General features: G+C 62.5%; 15 protein-coding genes. 7 read left to right on the top strand and 8 right to left on the bottom strand.

Going from position 1 to position 15,155, the window contains the following annotated elements; translation table 11 throughout:
- Positions 1-21: 21 nt before the first annotated feature.
- Together BSY240_RS07545 and BSY240_RS07540 are read right to left on the bottom strand one after the other, a co-directional pair.
- Positions 22-1,146 (bottom strand): GGDEF domain-containing protein, encoded by a 1,125-nt coding sequence (locus BSY240_RS07545; protein ID WP_069041889.1) that lies wholly within the window; start codon positions 1,144-1,146, stop codon positions 22-24.
- Positions 1,147-1,314: 168 nt separating this feature from the next.
- Positions 1,315-2,340, bottom strand: coding sequence for a hydroxyacid dehydrogenase (locus BSY240_RS07540; protein WP_069041888.1), 1,026 nt, complete (start codon positions 2,338-2,340; stop codon positions 1,315-1,317).
- Between the two features lie 274 nt (positions 2,341-2,614).
- Here BSY240_RS07540 and BSY240_RS07535 point away from each other — a divergent pair, with 274 nt between their 5' ends.
- Positions 2,615-3,310 carry a proteasome protein gene (locus BSY240_RS07535; RefSeq protein WP_069041887.1) on the top strand — a complete coding sequence of 232 codons (696 nt, stop codon included), beginning with the start codon at positions 2,615-2,617 and terminating at the stop codon, positions 3,308-3,310.
- An 11-nt stretch (positions 3,311-3,321) separates the two neighbouring features.
- Here BSY240_RS07535 and BSY240_RS07530 read toward each other — a convergent pair whose 3' ends face one another.
- Entirely contained in the window at positions 3,322-3,627 is a 306-nt protein-coding gene (locus BSY240_RS07530) for a hypothetical protein (protein ID WP_054151149.1), read from the bottom strand.
- Positions 3,628-3,751: 124 nt separating this feature from the next.
- Here BSY240_RS07530 and BSY240_RS07525 point away from each other — a divergent pair, with 124 nt between their 5' ends.
- Positions 3,752-4,147 (top strand): NIPSNAP family protein, encoded by a 396-nt coding sequence (locus tag BSY240_RS07525; RefSeq protein WP_069041886.1) that lies wholly within the window; start codon positions 3,752-3,754, stop codon positions 4,145-4,147.
- 315 nt (positions 4,148-4,462) lie between these two features.
- Here BSY240_RS07525 and BSY240_RS07520 read toward each other — a convergent pair whose 3' ends face one another.
- The gene (locus tag BSY240_RS07520) at positions 4,463-5,197 is read right to left on the bottom strand and encodes a DUF3750 domain-containing protein (RefSeq protein WP_069041885.1); all 735 of its coding nucleotides are present in this window, start codon (positions 5,195-5,197) and stop codon (positions 4,463-4,465) included.
- A gap of 72 nt (positions 5,198-5,269) precedes the next feature.
- Here BSY240_RS07520 and BSY240_RS07515 point away from each other — a divergent pair, with 72 nt between their 5' ends.
- From BSY240_RS07515 to BSY240_RS07505, 3 genes are all read left to right on the top strand, one after another.
- Positions 5,270-6,277: an asparaginase gene (locus BSY240_RS07515; protein ID WP_054151146.1), complete on the top strand. Its 1,008-nt coding sequence runs from the start codon at positions 5,270-5,272 to the stop codon at positions 6,275-6,277.
- A gap of 119 nt (positions 6,278-6,396) precedes the next feature.
- Positions 6,397-7,689 carry a GNAT family N-acetyltransferase gene (locus BSY240_RS07510; protein ID WP_069041884.1) on the top strand — a complete coding sequence of 431 codons (1,293 nt, stop codon included), beginning with the start codon at positions 6,397-6,399 and terminating at the stop codon, positions 7,687-7,689.
- The gene (locus BSY240_RS07505; protein ID WP_069041883.1) at positions 7,686-9,020 is read left to right on the top strand and encodes a lipopolysaccharide biosynthesis protein; all 1,335 of its coding nucleotides are present in this window, start codon (positions 7,686-7,688) and stop codon (positions 9,018-9,020) included. Before BSY240_RS07510 ends, BSY240_RS07505 begins: the two co-directional genes overlap by 4 nt.
- A gap of 12 nt (positions 9,021-9,032) precedes the next feature.
- On the opposite strand, the gene BSY240_RS07500 is transcribed toward BSY240_RS07505, so the two are convergent.
- On the bottom strand, positions 9,033-9,692 hold the full coding sequence (locus BSY240_RS07500) for a glutathione S-transferase family protein (RefSeq protein ID WP_069041882.1): 660 nt from the start codon (positions 9,690-9,692) through the stop codon (positions 9,033-9,035).
- A gap of 300 nt (positions 9,693-9,992) precedes the next feature.
- Between BSY240_RS07500 and BSY240_RS07495 the strand changes: the two genes are divergently transcribed.
- Positions 9,993-10,550, top strand: coding sequence for a DUF2087 domain-containing protein (locus BSY240_RS07495; RefSeq protein WP_069041881.1), 558 nt, complete (start codon positions 9,993-9,995; stop codon positions 10,548-10,550).
- A gap of 45 nt (positions 10,551-10,595) precedes the next feature.
- On the opposite strand, the gene BSY240_RS07490 is transcribed toward BSY240_RS07495, so the two are convergent.
- Both BSY240_RS07490 and BSY240_RS07485 read right to left on the bottom strand, forming a co-directional pair.
- Positions 10,596-12,434, bottom strand: coding sequence for a putative bifunctional diguanylate cyclase/phosphodiesterase (locus BSY240_RS07490; protein WP_069041880.1), 1,839 nt, complete (start codon positions 12,432-12,434; stop codon positions 10,596-10,598).
- 124 nt (positions 12,435-12,558) lie between these two features.
- Positions 12,559-13,938 carry a TIGR03808 family TAT-translocated repetitive protein gene (locus BSY240_RS07485; RefSeq protein ID WP_069041879.1) on the bottom strand — a complete coding sequence of 460 codons (1,380 nt, stop codon included), beginning with the start codon at positions 13,936-13,938 and terminating at the stop codon, positions 12,559-12,561.
- A 218-nt stretch (positions 13,939-14,156) separates the two neighbouring features.
- On the opposite strand from BSY240_RS07485, the gene BSY240_RS07480 reads away from it, so the two are divergent.
- Positions 14,157-14,360, top strand: a complete 204-nt coding sequence (locus BSY240_RS07480; RefSeq protein WP_054151139.1) for a hypothetical protein — start codon at positions 14,157-14,159, stop codon at positions 14,358-14,360.
- A 164-nt stretch (positions 14,361-14,524) separates the two neighbouring features.
- Here the strand turns inward: BSY240_RS07480 and BSY240_RS07475 are convergent, their stop codons facing one another.
- Positions 14,525-15,079, bottom strand: coding sequence for a MarR family winged helix-turn-helix transcriptional regulator (locus tag BSY240_RS07475; RefSeq protein ID WP_171901556.1), 555 nt, complete (start codon positions 15,077-15,079; stop codon positions 14,525-14,527).
- Between the last annotated feature and the right edge of the window lie 76 nt (positions 15,080-15,155).

Raw genomic sequence — 15,155 nt, 5'->3', positions numbered from 1 at the left:
CGGGCGCGTCACGAGCGGCGATCATGCGGCTACAGAGAACTTCCCAAGGTCCAGCGTTGCGGGAATTTCACGGTCAATGCCGCCGCCGTTTCGTTTGGCGCGGTAAGACGCCTTATCCGCTGTGACCATCATCTGTTCCAGATCCACAGATCCGGAAATGGCCATCGTATAACCGAGGCTGATGCCGATGGTGATCTCATCACCGGCAATCTGGTAAGGCATGCCGAGAAGTGCAACGACCCTGCGCGCCAGGGCTTCGGCATCGGCGGGATCCCGAACATCGGGGTGAAGGATGACAAATTCATCGCCGCCAATCCGAATGGCAAGAGCAGGTGGATCCAGGCTCTCCCGCAGCCGCCCGGCGATCTCAGCCAGCAAGGTATCGCCCACCGCATGGCCAAAGCGATCATTGACGCTCTTGAAACCGTCAAGGTCGAAACAATGCACGCAGGTGAGCACATCGTCAGCGGTACCGAGGCTCAGATAGGCCTCGCACAGCGCTTTGCGGTTCAAAAGCCCCGTCAGCGGATCGTGGCGTGCCTGATGCTCCATGTCGAGAAACAGGCGGATTTGCCGTATGGTCGTTCGATACACATGCAGCATGCTCTGCATTGCGGCAATCAGGAAGATCACGCACAGCAGGCTCAAAATCCAGTGGGCCGTATCGCCATACAGCATGACCGAGAGTGTCGGCGGCAGGGCTGCAAGCAAGATGGCGGTCGCGGCGATAAATGGCCGAACGGATATCCTGACCGTCACTCCGGCGCAGTATCCAAAGGTGAGCGCTACGGCAAGCATATGGACCGACAGGTCCCGGTAGGCAAAGGCGACGGTGGCGAGAGTACCCACACAAGCCGCAATGACAAAGATGAAAAGGCCCTGCAGCTTTTCCCAGCGCGCGGCATCCGCAACCGTTGAGCGCTTCGTAGCGTCAGCGCGTCTATGCGCCAGGGAAACGGCGATCTTGCCAAGGGAGGCAAGGGTAGCGGCGATCGTCGCAATCAGGAGCGGTGTGCTCTGAAGGCTCTCATAGGCGAAAAGCCCGACGGCAAGGATGGTGATCCCCATGATCGTCGTCGGGGTGAGCGTTGAATGCAACTCCGATACCAGCGTCTTGAAGACATCGTCGGTCTCTCTGTCACGCACGTCAAATCCCTCACGGACATGTTTGAACCCGCAAGGGGCACACAACGACCAGGATCTTGAGGCAGGGGAGCTTAACATTCGGTCAGGCCGGACGGTAAAATCTGATATCTCGATACGCGATGACCTTTGGACCGGATGCCGGCTACCCATTCAATGCCGACCCCACCATCACGACACCGTCACCGGCTTCGACCGCAGCCGGCTGGCCGTTGCCGGGTCGGCGCGGCGGCAGAGGCGGGGCGGCAGGCCCTTCATGATCAGTTCGGCATCGGCAACGGCCATCGACCCCAGCGCATAGAAGGCGTCCCGCGTGCCGCCGGTTCTGTGGGCAGATAAGAGAATGCCCGCCGCCTGGCGCACGGGATCGTCGGCCGCAACAGGCTCCTCCGGAAAGACGTCCGTTGCCACCTTGATATGGCCGGATTGCGCCGCTTCGATCATCGCCGGAAAGTCGACGACGGCAGCCCTGCTCATCAGCAGGAAGGCGGCCCCCGGCTTCATCATCGCGAATTCTCTGCTGCCGATGAAGCCTTCATTCTCGCTGGTGACGCTCGCAAACACGAAGACCACCTGGCTTTCGCTGAGCACCTCGTCGAGCGTCGACGGTTCGCAATCCTGGCCTTCGATGATCTCCCGGGGAAGCCAGGGATCGAAGACGCGAACCCTGTTCTTGAACGGGCGGATCAGGTCACGAAATGCATGGCCGAGATCGCCAAAGCCTATGATCCCGACGGGTGCGCCGGCAAAACGGAAGGTGTGCGCGTTGCCCTCCAGCCCATAGCGCTCGACGCCCTGGCGAAAATCACGATCCGCCGCCGTGATCCCGCGGGCGAGATCGAGCGCCATGGCAAGTGCTGCCTCCGCCACCGGCGAGGCAAAGGCCGAGGCCGGCGTGATCACCCAGATCCCGCGTTCGACACAGGCCTGATAGTCGATGTTGGGCAGGAAATTCGATTCGACATTGATGATCGCCTTCAGCCTCGGCGCCCTGTCCAGACGCTCTCTCGGCATGTCGGTCTGGCCGAAGATCAAGACGGTATCGGCAAGATACCGCTCTACGTCTTCGGCCGGCATTGGGCGATCCTCTGACACGATCACCTCGCCCAGCGCCTCGAGCCGTGCCCGGACGGACGGTTCCATGATCAGGTCGAGTGTCCTCGGCAATGGATCGACCAGAATGATATCGCGGCTCAATGTTTCCTCCCTCGAGAATCTTTGGCTGGTCGGAGCTTAGCGCGAAAAGCCCCTCTCTGGGCAGGCCGTCTGTGCAGGCCATGCCCGGCCAAGTCTGCGCCGGTGGAGGCGAAAAGCGGGGCCTGATTGGAACGGCTTGAGGGCCGAAGGCGTCTAGGAGAAGCGGATGATGTGTTCCCCCACATTGTTCTGAACGTCGAGACGACGATCTATCGCGGCCGCTGAGAGGTGGCTAGTCGGGCGTCGGAGACGCTGAAATTGAAAGGACTGCAACATGACTGTCGTGCTTGCCACCGTGTGTGAAGATGGCGTGGTCATGGGATCGGATTCCCAGATCACCGACAAGGGGCGCGGTATGACCTATCCGGCCCAGAAGCTTCACCCTCTCGGCACCGACGCCGCCTGGGCCGGCAGCGGCGCCCGCTCGGTGCTGACAGACGTAGAGCGCAGCTTCAACGAAAACAGTGCGGCGATCCTCGAGGCGCCGGACATCGGCCGTGCCCTGCAGAGCCAGGTCCTGCCGATCCTTCGCCATCACTACGACACCTTCATTCTCGACGTGCCCGGCGAGGAAGGCGGCGGCACGCCCTCGGCCTATGTCATGGCGGCCGGATGGCGGGATGGTGAGCCGTGGATCATCGAAATCACCCCGTCGGGCATGATCGGACATTATGCAGATATTGGTTTCCACGCGATCGGCAGTGGGGCGGCCATGGCCCAGCAGGCGGGCTCGCTGCTCTCGCATTTTAGCCTCGGCAAGCGCTCTGTCGATGTCGGCTGTGCGGCGGTGTTGCGCGTGTTGCAGTCGCTCGACCTCACCTCCGCCAGCGTCGGCAAGCCATTCAGCCTGTGCCGCATCACCAAGGACGGCGCCCATCACCTGACCGACAAGGAGATCGACAAGGTCGCAGATGTCGTGGCTCGTTGGGAGAAGGCCGAACAGGCCGCCATCGCCAAGATATTCGACTGAGGCGCTGAGGCTCAGATCCCCGAGCCATCCAGCTCCTTTTCGTCCTCGCCTTCCCAGGCCGGCGGACGGACCATGGCATCCATGTTGACCCCCGGCAGCGGCATCCAGCATTTGAGCTCCGGCTCCGCATAGGCAACGATCAGTCCCGGCGTCGAGTCGGAGGACCGCCAGCCGTCCGCCCCGAACCGGTCGCCCTTCGACCAGTAGACGAGATCGACGGCGCCAGGCCCCTGTTCGGATGCGCGGATGGTCACGAGAATGCGGCTGCCGTCGCGCGGCGCCGAGCGCATGTTTCGCCAGCGGATGGATTCGTCCATGATATGCTCCTCCCATTGCAGGCAGGAGTGTCGCTGCCGGAGGCTGGGCGGTCAACACGAATTGCGCCATGGCAAGGCGTTGCACCAACAGTGGCGAACCGCCAAGACACCGACGAGAGGTCCCATGCTGAGACGTCCAATCACATGTGAGATTCGTTATCGGCTGGACCCCGGCCGGATCGCAGATTTCGAAGAATATGCAAGGATCTGGGTTGGACTCATCGAGCGCCATGGAGGTCACCACCTTGGCTACTTCATGCCCCGGAAAAGGCCTGACGATGCCCAGATGAGCTTTCTTGGGACCGGTCAAGATGGCGAGGCCAACACAGTGGTCGCGATCTTCACCTTTCCAGATGAGCAATCCTACTTGAAGTACCGTCAAAAGGTTGCGCAAGATCCGGATGGCTTGGCTGCCAACCAAAGGTTCGGCAAGTCCCCACCGTTTACCAGCTATGAGCGCCTGTTCCTGACGCCCCTTGCACAAGAGCGAGTGATCGAACCGCCGGCGCGCGAATTATGATCGCACTCCGCTGCAATGCAACACAATTATCCAAACAAAACGTCACATAACGTGCCTTGTCGAATCCATTTCTCCGCCCTACCTTCAAGTCATCGGCAACGTAACGAAAGGAAGGTGATCCAATGTCTAATGAGATTTCGGTCTGCGTGTGTGACTTTGGAAAGGGTGCGGTTTTGACGGGGCAGCCCTCGGCCTGATCCAGCCTTCCTTCGGGCGGTTTCCCCGTCCGGGTCCAGACAAAGGACTAAAACTCATGGGAGCCACCCTCGCGGGTGGCTCTTTTGATTCAGGGGATTTGTTGTAAGGGCAGGGCGCTCAAAGCCCCACAGTCCCGAAGCCCGGAACCTTGATGCCCGGCCGCGCGACATCGATGCCGGCCACGAGGCCGAGGAAATTCACCTCCAGCCCGCTGCGCACCCCGACCGACAGCCCGGCAAAGCCGCCGAGGCTTAAGTGCAGGTCGCGGCCATCCTTGTCGAGATGGTAGAAGGCGCCATCAGGCAGATAGTCGCGGCCGACCGCATCGGCCGGAAGCACTGCTCCCAGCTCCGGCACTTCACGCAACACATGCGCGACGAAAGTGTTGGAGTTCGGCCCCGGATAGATCCGGTAGCCGCCCGGCTGGCCATATTGATAGCCGGCAATCGCCGCCTCCACCATCGGAATCAGCCGCTTGGCCTCCTCGCCCTTCACCTCCGCCACGAGCCGCGGCGGGTTGGAATACCAGAAGGCATCGGGTGCCCGGTGGTTCCGGCGGATCGGTGAGCCCCAGCCCACCTTGTCATAGCGCTGATAGTCGCCGTTTTCGTTCTTGGTGACGATCCAGGCATGGCTGGCGATCGCGCCCTTCAGTCCCCCGGTCATCGCCGAGAATATGTAGATCGCCGCTTCCGGACTTTCTTCGGCCGTCGGCAGCAGCCCGGACGAGCTCCATCGTGCCGAACTCCAGCCTTCCGGATGGTCGCGTGTCGCCCAAAGCCCGGCCGAAACCAGCGTCGGCAGGACGAAAACAAGCAGGATGACGGAAACGATGCGCAGCAGAAATTTCAATCCGGACCTCGAACAGCAGGACGATGCATGCTTTAAGAAGCATCAGGGAATATTGGCATTTTGAGGCACGTCATGGAAAATCCAATCACGGTCGAGGTCACGCGCGGTCAACTCGTCGAGAGCCGCCATCGCGGCATGGCCGTCGTGATCGATGCGGAGGGCGCGATCGTCTTTTCCGCCGGCGATGTCGATTCCGGTGTTTTCCCGCGTTCCGCCTGCAAGGCCATGCAGGCCCTGCCGCTGGTCGAAAGCGGTGCGGCGGATGCCTATGGCTTCGGAAACCGCGAACTCGCACTCGCCTGCGCCTCCCATTCGGGCGAACCGGAACATGTCGCAACCGCAGCCTTCATGCTGAAGGCCGCCGGCAGGGACGAAAGCGTGCTCGAATGCGGCGCCCACTGGTCCTCGCACCAACACGTACTGATCGATCAGGCCCGCACGCTGGATAAGCCGACCGCCCTCCACAACAACTGCTCCGGCAAACATTCCGGCTTCGTCTGCACATGCTGCCACACCGGCGAGGACCCGCGCGGCTATGCCGGCTTCGACCACCCGCTGCAGGAGGCGATCCGCGCCATCATGACGGATCTGACCGGGGCCGTGCTCTCAAGAGACAATTGCGGCACCGACGGCTGCTCGATCCCGACCTATGCCGTGCCGCTCACGGGCCTTGCGCGCGGCTTCGGCAAGCTGGTCACCGGCAAGGGCCTGGAACCCTTGCGCGCCGCTGCCGCCCGCCGCCTGATCAATGCCTGCATGGCAGAACCTTTCTACGTCGCCGGCACCAAGCGTTTCTGCACCAAGCTGATGCAGGTCGCACCGGGCAGGATCTTCGCCAAGACCGGCGCCGAGGGCGTCTTCTGCGCGCTTCTCCCGGACAAGGGCCTTTCCTTCGCCGTCAAGGCCGAGGATGGCGCAACCCGCGCCGCAGAAGCGATGATCGCAGCCCTACTTGCCCGCCATTTCGACGCCGATAGCGAAGAGCGGGCGGCCCTGATGACGCTTGCCCATCACGGCATGTCGAACTGGAATGGCATGCCGGTCGGCGCGATCCGCACGACGGACGTCCTGTTCGCCTGAGCCTCGAGCGCCCTTGCCGGGCGGTCCCGTCGGGGTCACCTGCTTCAAGGGAGGTTTAACCCTTGTCGGTCTAGACTGCGGCCACGACCCATCGTGGGCAAACGACGAGGCCGAGTTTCATGACTGTTGCGATCAGAGGGCGAGACCGCGTCGCCGTGGCCAGCGCCGGCCGTAGCTGGGCCATTCCGCTCGTGCGCCATGGCCGCCACCTGGAGCTCGAATGCCTCGAAACGCTCAATGAACTCGAAGCATTGAGGGATGTCTGGCAGGGGCTTGAAACGCGCTGCCCGGAGCCTTTCGGTTATTTCCAGAGCTTCGACTGGTGTTTGTCCTGGTGCAGGGTTTTCCTCGCGCCGGAAAAGACGGATGTGCGCGCCCGGGTCTATGTACTGTGGGATGGCGCCGATTGCGTGATGATCTGGCCGATGATGACCCGCCGCATCAGTCCGGCGATCACGCTTCTCGTTCCGCTGACGGCACCGATGAACCAGTATTCGACGCTGCTTTACGATCCCGCTCGTTTTGATCGTGACGCTGGTCGCGCAGTCCTCGATGAGATCCGCAGGGATCGTGGGCTCGATGCCGTCTGCCTCGACCATGTACCACAATCAGCCCTGCTCGCAGATATTCTGCAAGGCCAGGGCGTAAGCCCCGAAGACGGTCAGCAATCCTCCATCCTCGATCTCTCTGCTATCACTGACTGGGAAAGCCATCACCGCGCCTTGCCGAAGAAACAGCGCCTGCAGCGCAACAGCCGCCGCAACCGATTGGAAAAGCTGGGCGCCCTCGATTATCGCGTCTATCCGGCAGGAAGTGCAGGTTACGCTGACAACGTCGATCGCTGCATTGCCCTCAAACAGGCCTGGTTGAGAGACACCGGCCGCCTCGGGCGCGACGTGTTTGATCCACGTTTTGCCGCCTTCCTCCGCGATCTCGGCACCAGGGCGAACGAGGGCGATGACGGCGTCTACCTGCATGCGCTGACGCTCGACGGCAGCCCGATCGCCATGGAAATCGGCATGCGCTTCCGCGATGACTATTACTGCTTCCTCGGCGCCATCGATCTTGCCTATCAGAAACACTCGCCGGGCAAGGTGCAGATGGAGAGCGCCCAGCGCTGGGCGATCGAAACCGGGATCCGCCGCTTCGATTTTCTCAATGATCCCTCCGCCTACAAGTCGAGCTGGACCAACGCCACGGAGCCGCTGACGGCCTTCTATGTTCCCTTGACCAGCCTCGGCCGGCTCTATTGCCATCATTGGATGGCAGGCCTTCGCCCGCATGTCCGGTCTATCTACCATCGCTTCGGGGCGCAAATTCGAGCCCGCCTCCTGTCCGCGGTCGACGCGGTCCAGCGCCTCCTTGGGCGCCATGGCGGCAGCATGGTCCTGGTCCTGTGCTGCATCCCATGATCGCCCGGTTTGTCGCCAGGCTGCAGCAGGCGGTGCGTGACCCCGGCCTGCGCGGGGCGCTTGTCAGCATTTCCGTCCGCATCGCTGCCGCCTTTGTCGGGCTCGGCCTGCAGATCCTGCTCGCCCGGCTGATGGCGCTCGAGGACTACGGCGTCTATGTCATCCTCTGGACCTGGGTCAGCGTCGTTGGACAGATCGGCGTGCTCGGCTTCTACGATTCCGCCGCCCGCTTCATTCCCCGCTATGGCCGGCGCGAAAAACACGCGCATCTGACGGGCTATCTCGCGACCGGCTTCCGCGCCGTCATCCTTGGATCCGGCCTGCTGGCGGCTCTTGCCATTGCCTTCCTGCTTGTCCTGCCGGGCCTCGTCGATCCGGCCTTCCTGCTGCCGATCGGCGTGCTGGCCCTCGGCTTCCCCGTCCTGTCGCTCGAAACCTATGTGACGGGTGTTGCCCGCGGCTTCGGCTGGTATGCGCTCTCGACCGTGCCGGGTTTCATCCTGCGGCCCGTATTGGTCATGACCGGTGTCGGTCTGGCGAGGCTTTCGGGCCTGCCCCTCGATGCGGTAACCGTCCTTGCTCTCGTCGTGCTCTCCTCGATCGTCGTCCTCATCGTCCAGGCACTCCTCCTGCGCGCCCGCCTCCCGAAGAAAGCCGCGCCCACCGCAACGACACCGGAGCGCCGCCGCTTCTGGCTGCTCGCTTCGGTGCTGATGATGCCGGCAATGACGGCGGAGGAGCTCTTCGTCTGGATCGACGTGCTCATCCTCGGCTTTCTGGTAAGCCCTGATCAGGCCTCGCTCTATTTCGCCGCCCAGCGTTCGCTCTCGCTCGCCGCCTTCGTGCAATATGGCTTCATGCTGGTCGCAGCGCGTGGCTTTTCACTCTCGCTCGCCTCTGCCGACAGGGCAGGGCTACAGGCCCGCATCACCCGCTCGACCAATGCCACCTTCTGGCTCACCATCCCCTCGGTGGCGCTGACGCTTGCCGCCGGCTATCCGCTGCTGCACCTTTTCGGAGAGGCCTTCGTCTCCGCCTATCCCTGTCTTGTCCTTTTGGGGCTTGCCTATATCGTCCGCGCCGCTACCGGCCAGGCAGCTGAACTTCTCGTGGTCCAGGGCCGCTATCGCCTGAGCCTTGCCATCGTCTCCATTTCGGTCGCAGCCTGCCTCGGCCTGATGCTGCTGCTGGTCCCCCTCTACGGGATCACCGGCGCTGCCGCCGCCATGGTCCTCGTGCAGCTCATCCGGCTGGTGGTGGTCACTGGGCTGGTCCACCGCCACACGGGTTATTGGGTGCTGGTGCGTCCCTTTGCACGGGCTAATCGATAGGGACCAGAGTAGTTACTCCACCTCGGCCAGCCGCTTCTCCCACATCGCCTTGAAGCCCGGCCGCGACTGGATGCGTGCCAGCCATTCGGCGGTCTTCGGATGCGCTTCGAAGATGGGCTGATAGGCCTGAGCGTAGCGAACGACCTCGGCCAGGTTGATATCGGCAACGGTAAAACGTCCGCCGACCGTATAATCATTGTGCGAGAAATGTGCCTCAAGCACGCCGAACGGCCGCGCGAGCATCTTGGCGACCTCGGCCGCTTCCGCCTGTCCCTCTGCCGAAGCCAGCTTGCCGCTGGCATTGGCCATGGAGATCTTGAGTGCATCCGTTTCGATCGAGGTTGCTGCAAACAGCGACCATTGCAGCATCTGCGCTTCTTCGTTGAGATCGCGCGGCGCAATCGTGCCGCCCTGCTTCTTCGCCACATAAAGCGTCTGGGCCAGCGACTCGTTCAAGACCAGCCCGTCATCCTCGATGGTCGGAATGCTGCCCATCGGGTTCACAGCGAGGAATTCCGGCGACCGCGTATTGAGCCGCGCATCCGACGCCGTCGGATCCTTGAGCTTGTAAGCCTGGATGACCGGCACCAGCTCGAAGGGTATGCCGAGCTCTTCCACGAGCCAGAGGATGCGCGTCGCGCGCGACTTGTAGACGCCATAGATCTTCAGCATGCCGGTCTCCTTGATTGGTGGGCCGGAGGCTATCGCGCCGATGGGCTCTGGAAAAGCCGTTCGCGCTGATGGGATCGATGAATTTTGCTGATCGTCGCCGCAATTGACAGCATGCCCGAGCTGCGTTTATTGCTGAGCCTCCAGGGTCTGCAGTTCACCCAGGCGTCACCGCCCCGACAAGGGGAGCTAAACCTGCCTTTCTTCTGATCGACGAAGCTCGTTTTCCCGTGCCCCGTCGGAAGTCGGTGACCACCGGCCATGTGGTCCTTTCAAAGACCGGGCACGACCAGGAGAAATGAGATGTCGAAGACAACACATGCCTTCGCAGCCCCCGATCTGTCGGCGCTTGCCAAAAACCTGAAACGCGAACTTGAAGCGCGGGCAGACTTGCCCGGCCATGTCGAGCTCCTGAACATGCTGACCCGCGCCGTCGGCTTTCGCAACTACCAGCATTTCAAGGCAAGCCGCGCGGCCGAAGATCGTCTGGCCCATCCAGTGGTGGTCGAAGCAGAGCCCGCCGTGGATTTCCGCCGCGTCGAACTCACCGCCCGCTGCTTCGCCGGAACCGACATCCTCGTCCGTTGGCCGGGCAAGCTCAACCAGCAGCAACTGGCGCTCTGGGTGCTCTGGTCCTTCCTGCCCGCGGGCGAGGACATGCCGGAAAAGGCGGTCAATGCGGTGCTGATGCGCCACAACGGCTTTGGCGATCACGTGCTGATCCGCCGGGAACTGGTCAATATGGGGCTTCTCACCCGCACCCGCGATTGCCGCCTCTATCGTAGGGTCGAAAAGCGCCCGCCACCGGAGGCGCGCGAACTGATCCGCTGGGTCGGCAGTCGCCAGACCGCACGGAACTGAAGCGGAGAGAGGTTGCAGGGACGGGCGGCCGTGGCCGCCGGTCTCTCAACCGACCTTGGGAAGAAATTGCCGTTCGCGTTCCAGGAGAATGCGTGACCAGTCCGGATGGAACTGGCTGACTTCAAGCATCTCCCGCACGCTGTCGCGATCCATGGGACGCGAGAAATAATAGCCCTGGCCTGCCTTGCAATCGAGCGACAACAGATGCTCGGCCTGGCCCTCTTCTTCGATGCCCTCTGCAATCACCCAGATGCCGAGCCCTCGTGCGATGTCGAGCAACCCTTTGGTGATCACCGATCCGCTTCCGGCGTCGGCCAGGCGGCGAACGAAGCACTTGTCGATCTTGATGACATCGACCGGGACCGTCAGCAGATGGGTGAGCGACGCAAAACCGGTGCCGAAATCGTCGAGCGCCACCTTGATGCCGGCCTCGCGCATGGCGCGGATCTCTTCGGCAATCACGTTGTCCTTCTGGGCGAGATAGACGGATTCGGTGACCTCGGCGACGATCGAGCTGGGCTGCAGGCCGACGCGGCTCACCGCATCGACGATCCGCTGCGTCAGTCCACCACGGTGGAAATCGGCGGCGGACAGGTTGAGACCGATACGCGAGAATTGCAGCCCGTCTCGCTGCCATTCGTTGCAAGCCGCCGCAATGCGCTCCAGCATGCGCTCGGTGATCTCGATCGCCACATGCGCATCCTTCATCGCCTCCTGAAAATGGGCGGCAGCGACGATGCTGCCATCGGCCATCTTCATCCGGCAGAGCGACTCAAATCCCATGATCCGCCCGGTGGCGAGTTCGACGATCGGCTGGTAATGGGCGTCGATGCGGTCCTCGCGCAGCGCCCGATCCACCTCCTGCACGGCGCGGAAGCGCTTGACGATGGAAGTGCCGAGACCCGGTGCATATTCGAGATAGCGCCCGCGTGCCCGTTCCTTGGCGTGATAGAGCGCGTAGTCGGCGTTCTGGCGCACCTGTTGCGGGCTGCGCTCCAGGCCGGCCTTTGCGCCGCCGAGTGTGGCGGCAGGATAGATCAGGTGCCCAGCGCAGTCGGCCGGCTCCTTGATCCGCTGGATCAACGCTTCGGCGAGTTCTGTCGGGTCCGTTGCCTCCAGACAAGGCACGATCACGGCAAACTCGTCACCTCCGAGGCGGAAGGTCATCTCTGCGGGAGCGCGATCCTGCAAGCGATGCGCCACGATCCGGATCAGGTCATCGCCGGCGCTGTGGCCGAAGGTGTCGTTGACCATTTTCAGATTGTCGAGGTCGATCAGCATCAGCGCCCAGTCCTGGCCGCGGCGCGACACGTCATCGATCGTCTCGTTGAAGCGGCTGCGGTTGGGCAGGCCGGTCAGGTTGTCGGTTTCAGCGAGCTTGCGTCGCTCGGCGATCCGCTGGTCGCGCTCTATGGCGATGGCGCAGAGATGCACGCAGGCTTCGACGGCCGCCTTTTCTGCATCCGAGGGACCGCGCGTGACACGGTAGTAGAAGGCGAAGGTGCCGAGCACCTTTCCGGCGCCGATGATCGGTGTAGACCAGCAGGCCCTCAGGCCGTTCGGCAAAGCCAGGCCTTTGTAGGGCTGCCAGTAGGGATGTGTGTCGATATCCTCGACCAGAACCGGCTCGCCGAAATGCGCGGCGGTCCCGCAGGAGCCGACGCCGGGTCCGATCGCGGTGCCATCGATGGCGGAGGTGTATTCGAGCGGCAGCGATGGACCGGCAAGATGCCTCAGCCGCCGCTCGTCGTCGAGCAGCAGCACCGAGCAGACGACATCGTCGCTGATCGCTTCCACCTCGCGGCAGAGTCTATCGACCGTCTCCGCCAGGGGATGCCCCGTCGCGATCATCTCGAGAATGGTGTTCTGCAGTTTCAGGAACATGGGCTTCGCTGCATTAGGGTCGTCGGCGATTAGATCAGCGCGACCTTAAACAGAGATTACGACTACCCGAAAATACCGGTGTTGGTTTCCACTTGGTTAACGCACAAGCATGGCCTTGATCGTGTCACCGCGTAATGCGCGCATTATCTGCGATACTGAGATGCCTGTAGTCGGTCTCTCCATCCGAAAGCTTGTCGCCGACGCGCTCCTTCCAGCGATATCCGAGGATCGCGCCCTTATCCGCACCCTCGACGATATTGCCGCGGATCACAGTTTGGCCGGCGCCCTCGACCACGCTCACCCGTATGCCTTCCGGGCTGTCGCGCAGGATGTTGTCACTGACGATGACATTGCGCAGATAGGGCCCCCAGCCGATCGCGAGCGCCGCCGTCTCAGCGCCTTCGACGAGATTGCCGCTGACCAGCGTGTCGGCCTCGACCGAGATGCCGAAGCCGAAGCTGCTGATCGTCGGCACATAGGGGCCCTTGTTGACGATCCGCCTGATGATGTTGTTGCTGACGGTGGACAGGCGCCCGCCATGGTCGAAATTGGCGACCGAAATGCCGATCGCTGCGCCATCGATGATGTTGCCGGATATCAGCGCGCCCTCGAACTCGAATTCGGCATAGATGGCCGTTTCGCCGGACCGGAAGGCCTGGTTGCCGCTGATCGTGATGTTGGAGGCAGAGTTGGCCCGGATCGCCGAGAAGGCGCAGTCCGACACATGGTTTTGCGACACCAGCACATTGTCGGCGCGAAAGACGTTGATCCCGTTGCCATACTGCCCGGTGCCGCCATTGGTCGCGCCGATCCGTGCCACCCTGTTGCCCGCAATGACGCTGCCGTCTTCGCCCTTCGTCCAGCGATGCACGAGGATGCCGCCATTGCCGCAGTCGAAGATCTGGTTGTTGCGGATCGAGAAGGCCTTGCCTTCGATCGCCCAGATGCCGGCATCAGTAGCGCCCGAGATGCGCGTGGTATCAATGCGGCCGCCGCAGCGTGCCAGATAGATCCCGCATTTGCGGCTGCCGGTGATCTCGCAAGCCTCGATCGTCACGTCGTCGACACTGCGGAAGGAGAGGAGCCCCTCGGTATAATCGGCAAGCCAGCGATTGGCGCCATCGAAGGTGAGGCCCGACAGGCTGAGGCGTCGGATGTCCTGGGCTGCGATCAGATGTCCGTCGCCGCGATAGACAAGTCGCGTCAGTCCCGGCACGCCGACGATCCGGCTGCCATCGCGCAATTCGAGATTGGCGACCTCATAGGTGCCGGCCGGCAGGAAGACCGGCTGGCCCATGGCCGCCGCTCGGTCGATCAGATCCTGCAGCTTGGCGCTCTGGTCGTCTTCGGTGCCCGGCAGGATCCCGGCTTCGGCCGCGTCGAAGCCGCCGCGCAGTTCCGCCATGGCAAGCGTCTGGGCGGATGCAAGGCGCAGGCCGCCGGGCAGGCCCGCTGTCGCAAAGAGCCCGCCAAGGCCGATCATGACCGAGCGTCGAGAAGGCATGTGTCCGTTCCGTTTACGGCTTTCACTGTCAGGCCAGAACCTTGGAGGAAGCGTGCAGCCCCGGCAAGAACAGGCTTAAAACAGTGTTAACGGTGCACGTGAAGCGCTTCGCCTTTGGTCTAAGCAATTTCAGGCAAAGACTTGAGCCAGATCAAGGAAACTTGCCGGGTTGATCCTATTGTCACAACAGAAAGACATGAACACGAAGGAAAACGATCATGCTTCGCCTCGCTGCAGTTCTCTATATCCTCGTCGCCAGCGCCGTTGGCGGTGCGGCGGTGATCGCGGTTCTGTCGCTCGACATGCGCGAAGGCTGGCAGATCGCATCCGCCTTCGCAGCCGGTCTCGTCCTTTCGGTCCCGATTTCGGCAATCCTGGCGAAGAAGATCTACAACGCCTTGCAAGGGCCGAAACCGGTCTGAGCCATTCCCTTCGGCGTGGGACGCAAGCCCTTCCTGTCCTGGCGGAGCGGGGAGGGTGGTGAACAACCAGTCCCATGACGACCGGCCGGCATTTTCTCGGGGGAGGGAGTGCCGGTCGGGTCGTTTCCGTTCCAGCTGCGCGCTGCCGTGCCGCCCTGAGACCGTCAGCCTTCGTCCTGCTCGAAGCGCTTGAATTGCGCCTCCAGGCCCTCGGTAAAGCGGGCATAGAGCCGCCCGAATGTCTCCACATCCGCGTCGGACCAACCGGCGGTCGCCTCGGTGATCGTCTCGCGCTTGATGGCCTCGATGTCATCGAGCACCTTGCGGCCCGCAGCCGTCACCCTGACAAGGCTGCGGCGGCCGTCCTCCTGCGAGGCCGCGCGCTCCAGAAGCCCCTGTTTGACGAGATCCGCAACGATCCGGCTGCCCCGCGAAGGATCGATCCTCAGCTGTTCGGCGATCGTGCCGACCGTCACCTCCTGCTGGCTGCCGATCCGCTTGATTACGCCGATGGCATCGAGGTCCGACAGTTCGAGCCCCGTCCCGATGCGTTGCAAGGCCATGCGCCCGATGAAGCGGCGGCCGATCAACAGCCGCATGCGCGTCATGGCTTGCCCGATGGCAGCCAGCGAGGCGTCGCCCCCTTCCGGCAGGCTGTCGGGCAGGGCATCCGCGGTTTCGGGCTCAGTGTTCGAGAGTTTGGTGTGCGAAGCAGGCATCATGGTTCCAGCATAGCAAAAGTTGAACGGTGCGGAAAGCAAAATGAATGCTTTTAGCAAATATGTGCTATTGACA

Source organism: Agrobacterium sp. RAC06 (assembly GCF_001713475.1).
In the GTDB taxonomy this organism is placed as follows: Bacteria; Pseudomonadota; Alphaproteobacteria; order Rhizobiales; family Rhizobiaceae; genus Allorhizobium.
This window is presented reverse-complemented; position numbering and strand designations above follow the sequence as displayed.

Excerpts from the sequence above, each read along its gene's own strand:
- BSY240_RS07535 (WP_069041887.1), top strand. The coding sequence starts at position 2,615 with ATGACTGTCGTGCTTGCCACCGTGTGTGAAGATGGCGTGGTCATGGGA.
- BSY240_RS07530 (WP_054151149.1), bottom strand. The coding sequence starts at position 3,627 with ATGGACGAATCCATCCGCTGGCGAAACATGCGCTCGGCGCCGCGCGAC.
- BSY240_RS07525 (WP_069041886.1), top strand. The coding sequence starts at position 3,752 with ATGCTGAGACGTCCAATCACATGTGAGATTCGTTATCGGCTGGACCCC.
- BSY240_RS07515 (WP_054151146.1), top strand. The coding sequence starts at position 5,270 with ATGGAAAATCCAATCACGGTCGAGGTCACGCGCGGTCAACTCGTCGAG.
- BSY240_RS07510 (WP_069041884.1), top strand. The coding sequence starts at position 6,397 with ATGACTGTTGCGATCAGAGGGCGAGACCGCGTCGCCGTGGCCAGCGCC.
- BSY240_RS07505 (WP_069041883.1), top strand. The coding sequence starts at position 7,686 with ATGATCGCCCGGTTTGTCGCCAGGCTGCAGCAGGCGGTGCGTGACCCC.
- BSY240_RS07500 (WP_069041882.1), bottom strand. The coding sequence starts at position 9,692 with ATGCTGAAGATCTATGGCGTCTACAAGTCGCGCGCGACGCGCATCCTC.
- BSY240_RS07495 (WP_069041881.1), top strand. The coding sequence starts at position 9,993 with ATGTCGAAGACAACACATGCCTTCGCAGCCCCCGATCTGTCGGCGCTT.
- BSY240_RS07490 (WP_069041880.1), bottom strand. The coding sequence starts at position 12,434 with ATGTTCCTGAAACTGCAGAACACCATTCTCGAGATGATCGCGACGGGG.
- BSY240_RS07485 (WP_069041879.1), bottom strand. The coding sequence starts at position 13,938 with ATGCCTTCTCGACGCTCGGTCATGATCGGCCTTGGCGGGCTCTTTGCG.
- BSY240_RS07480 (WP_054151139.1), top strand. The coding sequence starts at position 14,157 with ATGCTTCGCCTCGCTGCAGTTCTCTATATCCTCGTCGCCAGCGCCGTT.
- BSY240_RS07475 (WP_171901556.1), bottom strand. The coding sequence starts at position 15,079 with ATGCCTGCTTCGCACACCAAACTCTCGAACACTGAGCCCGAAACCGCG.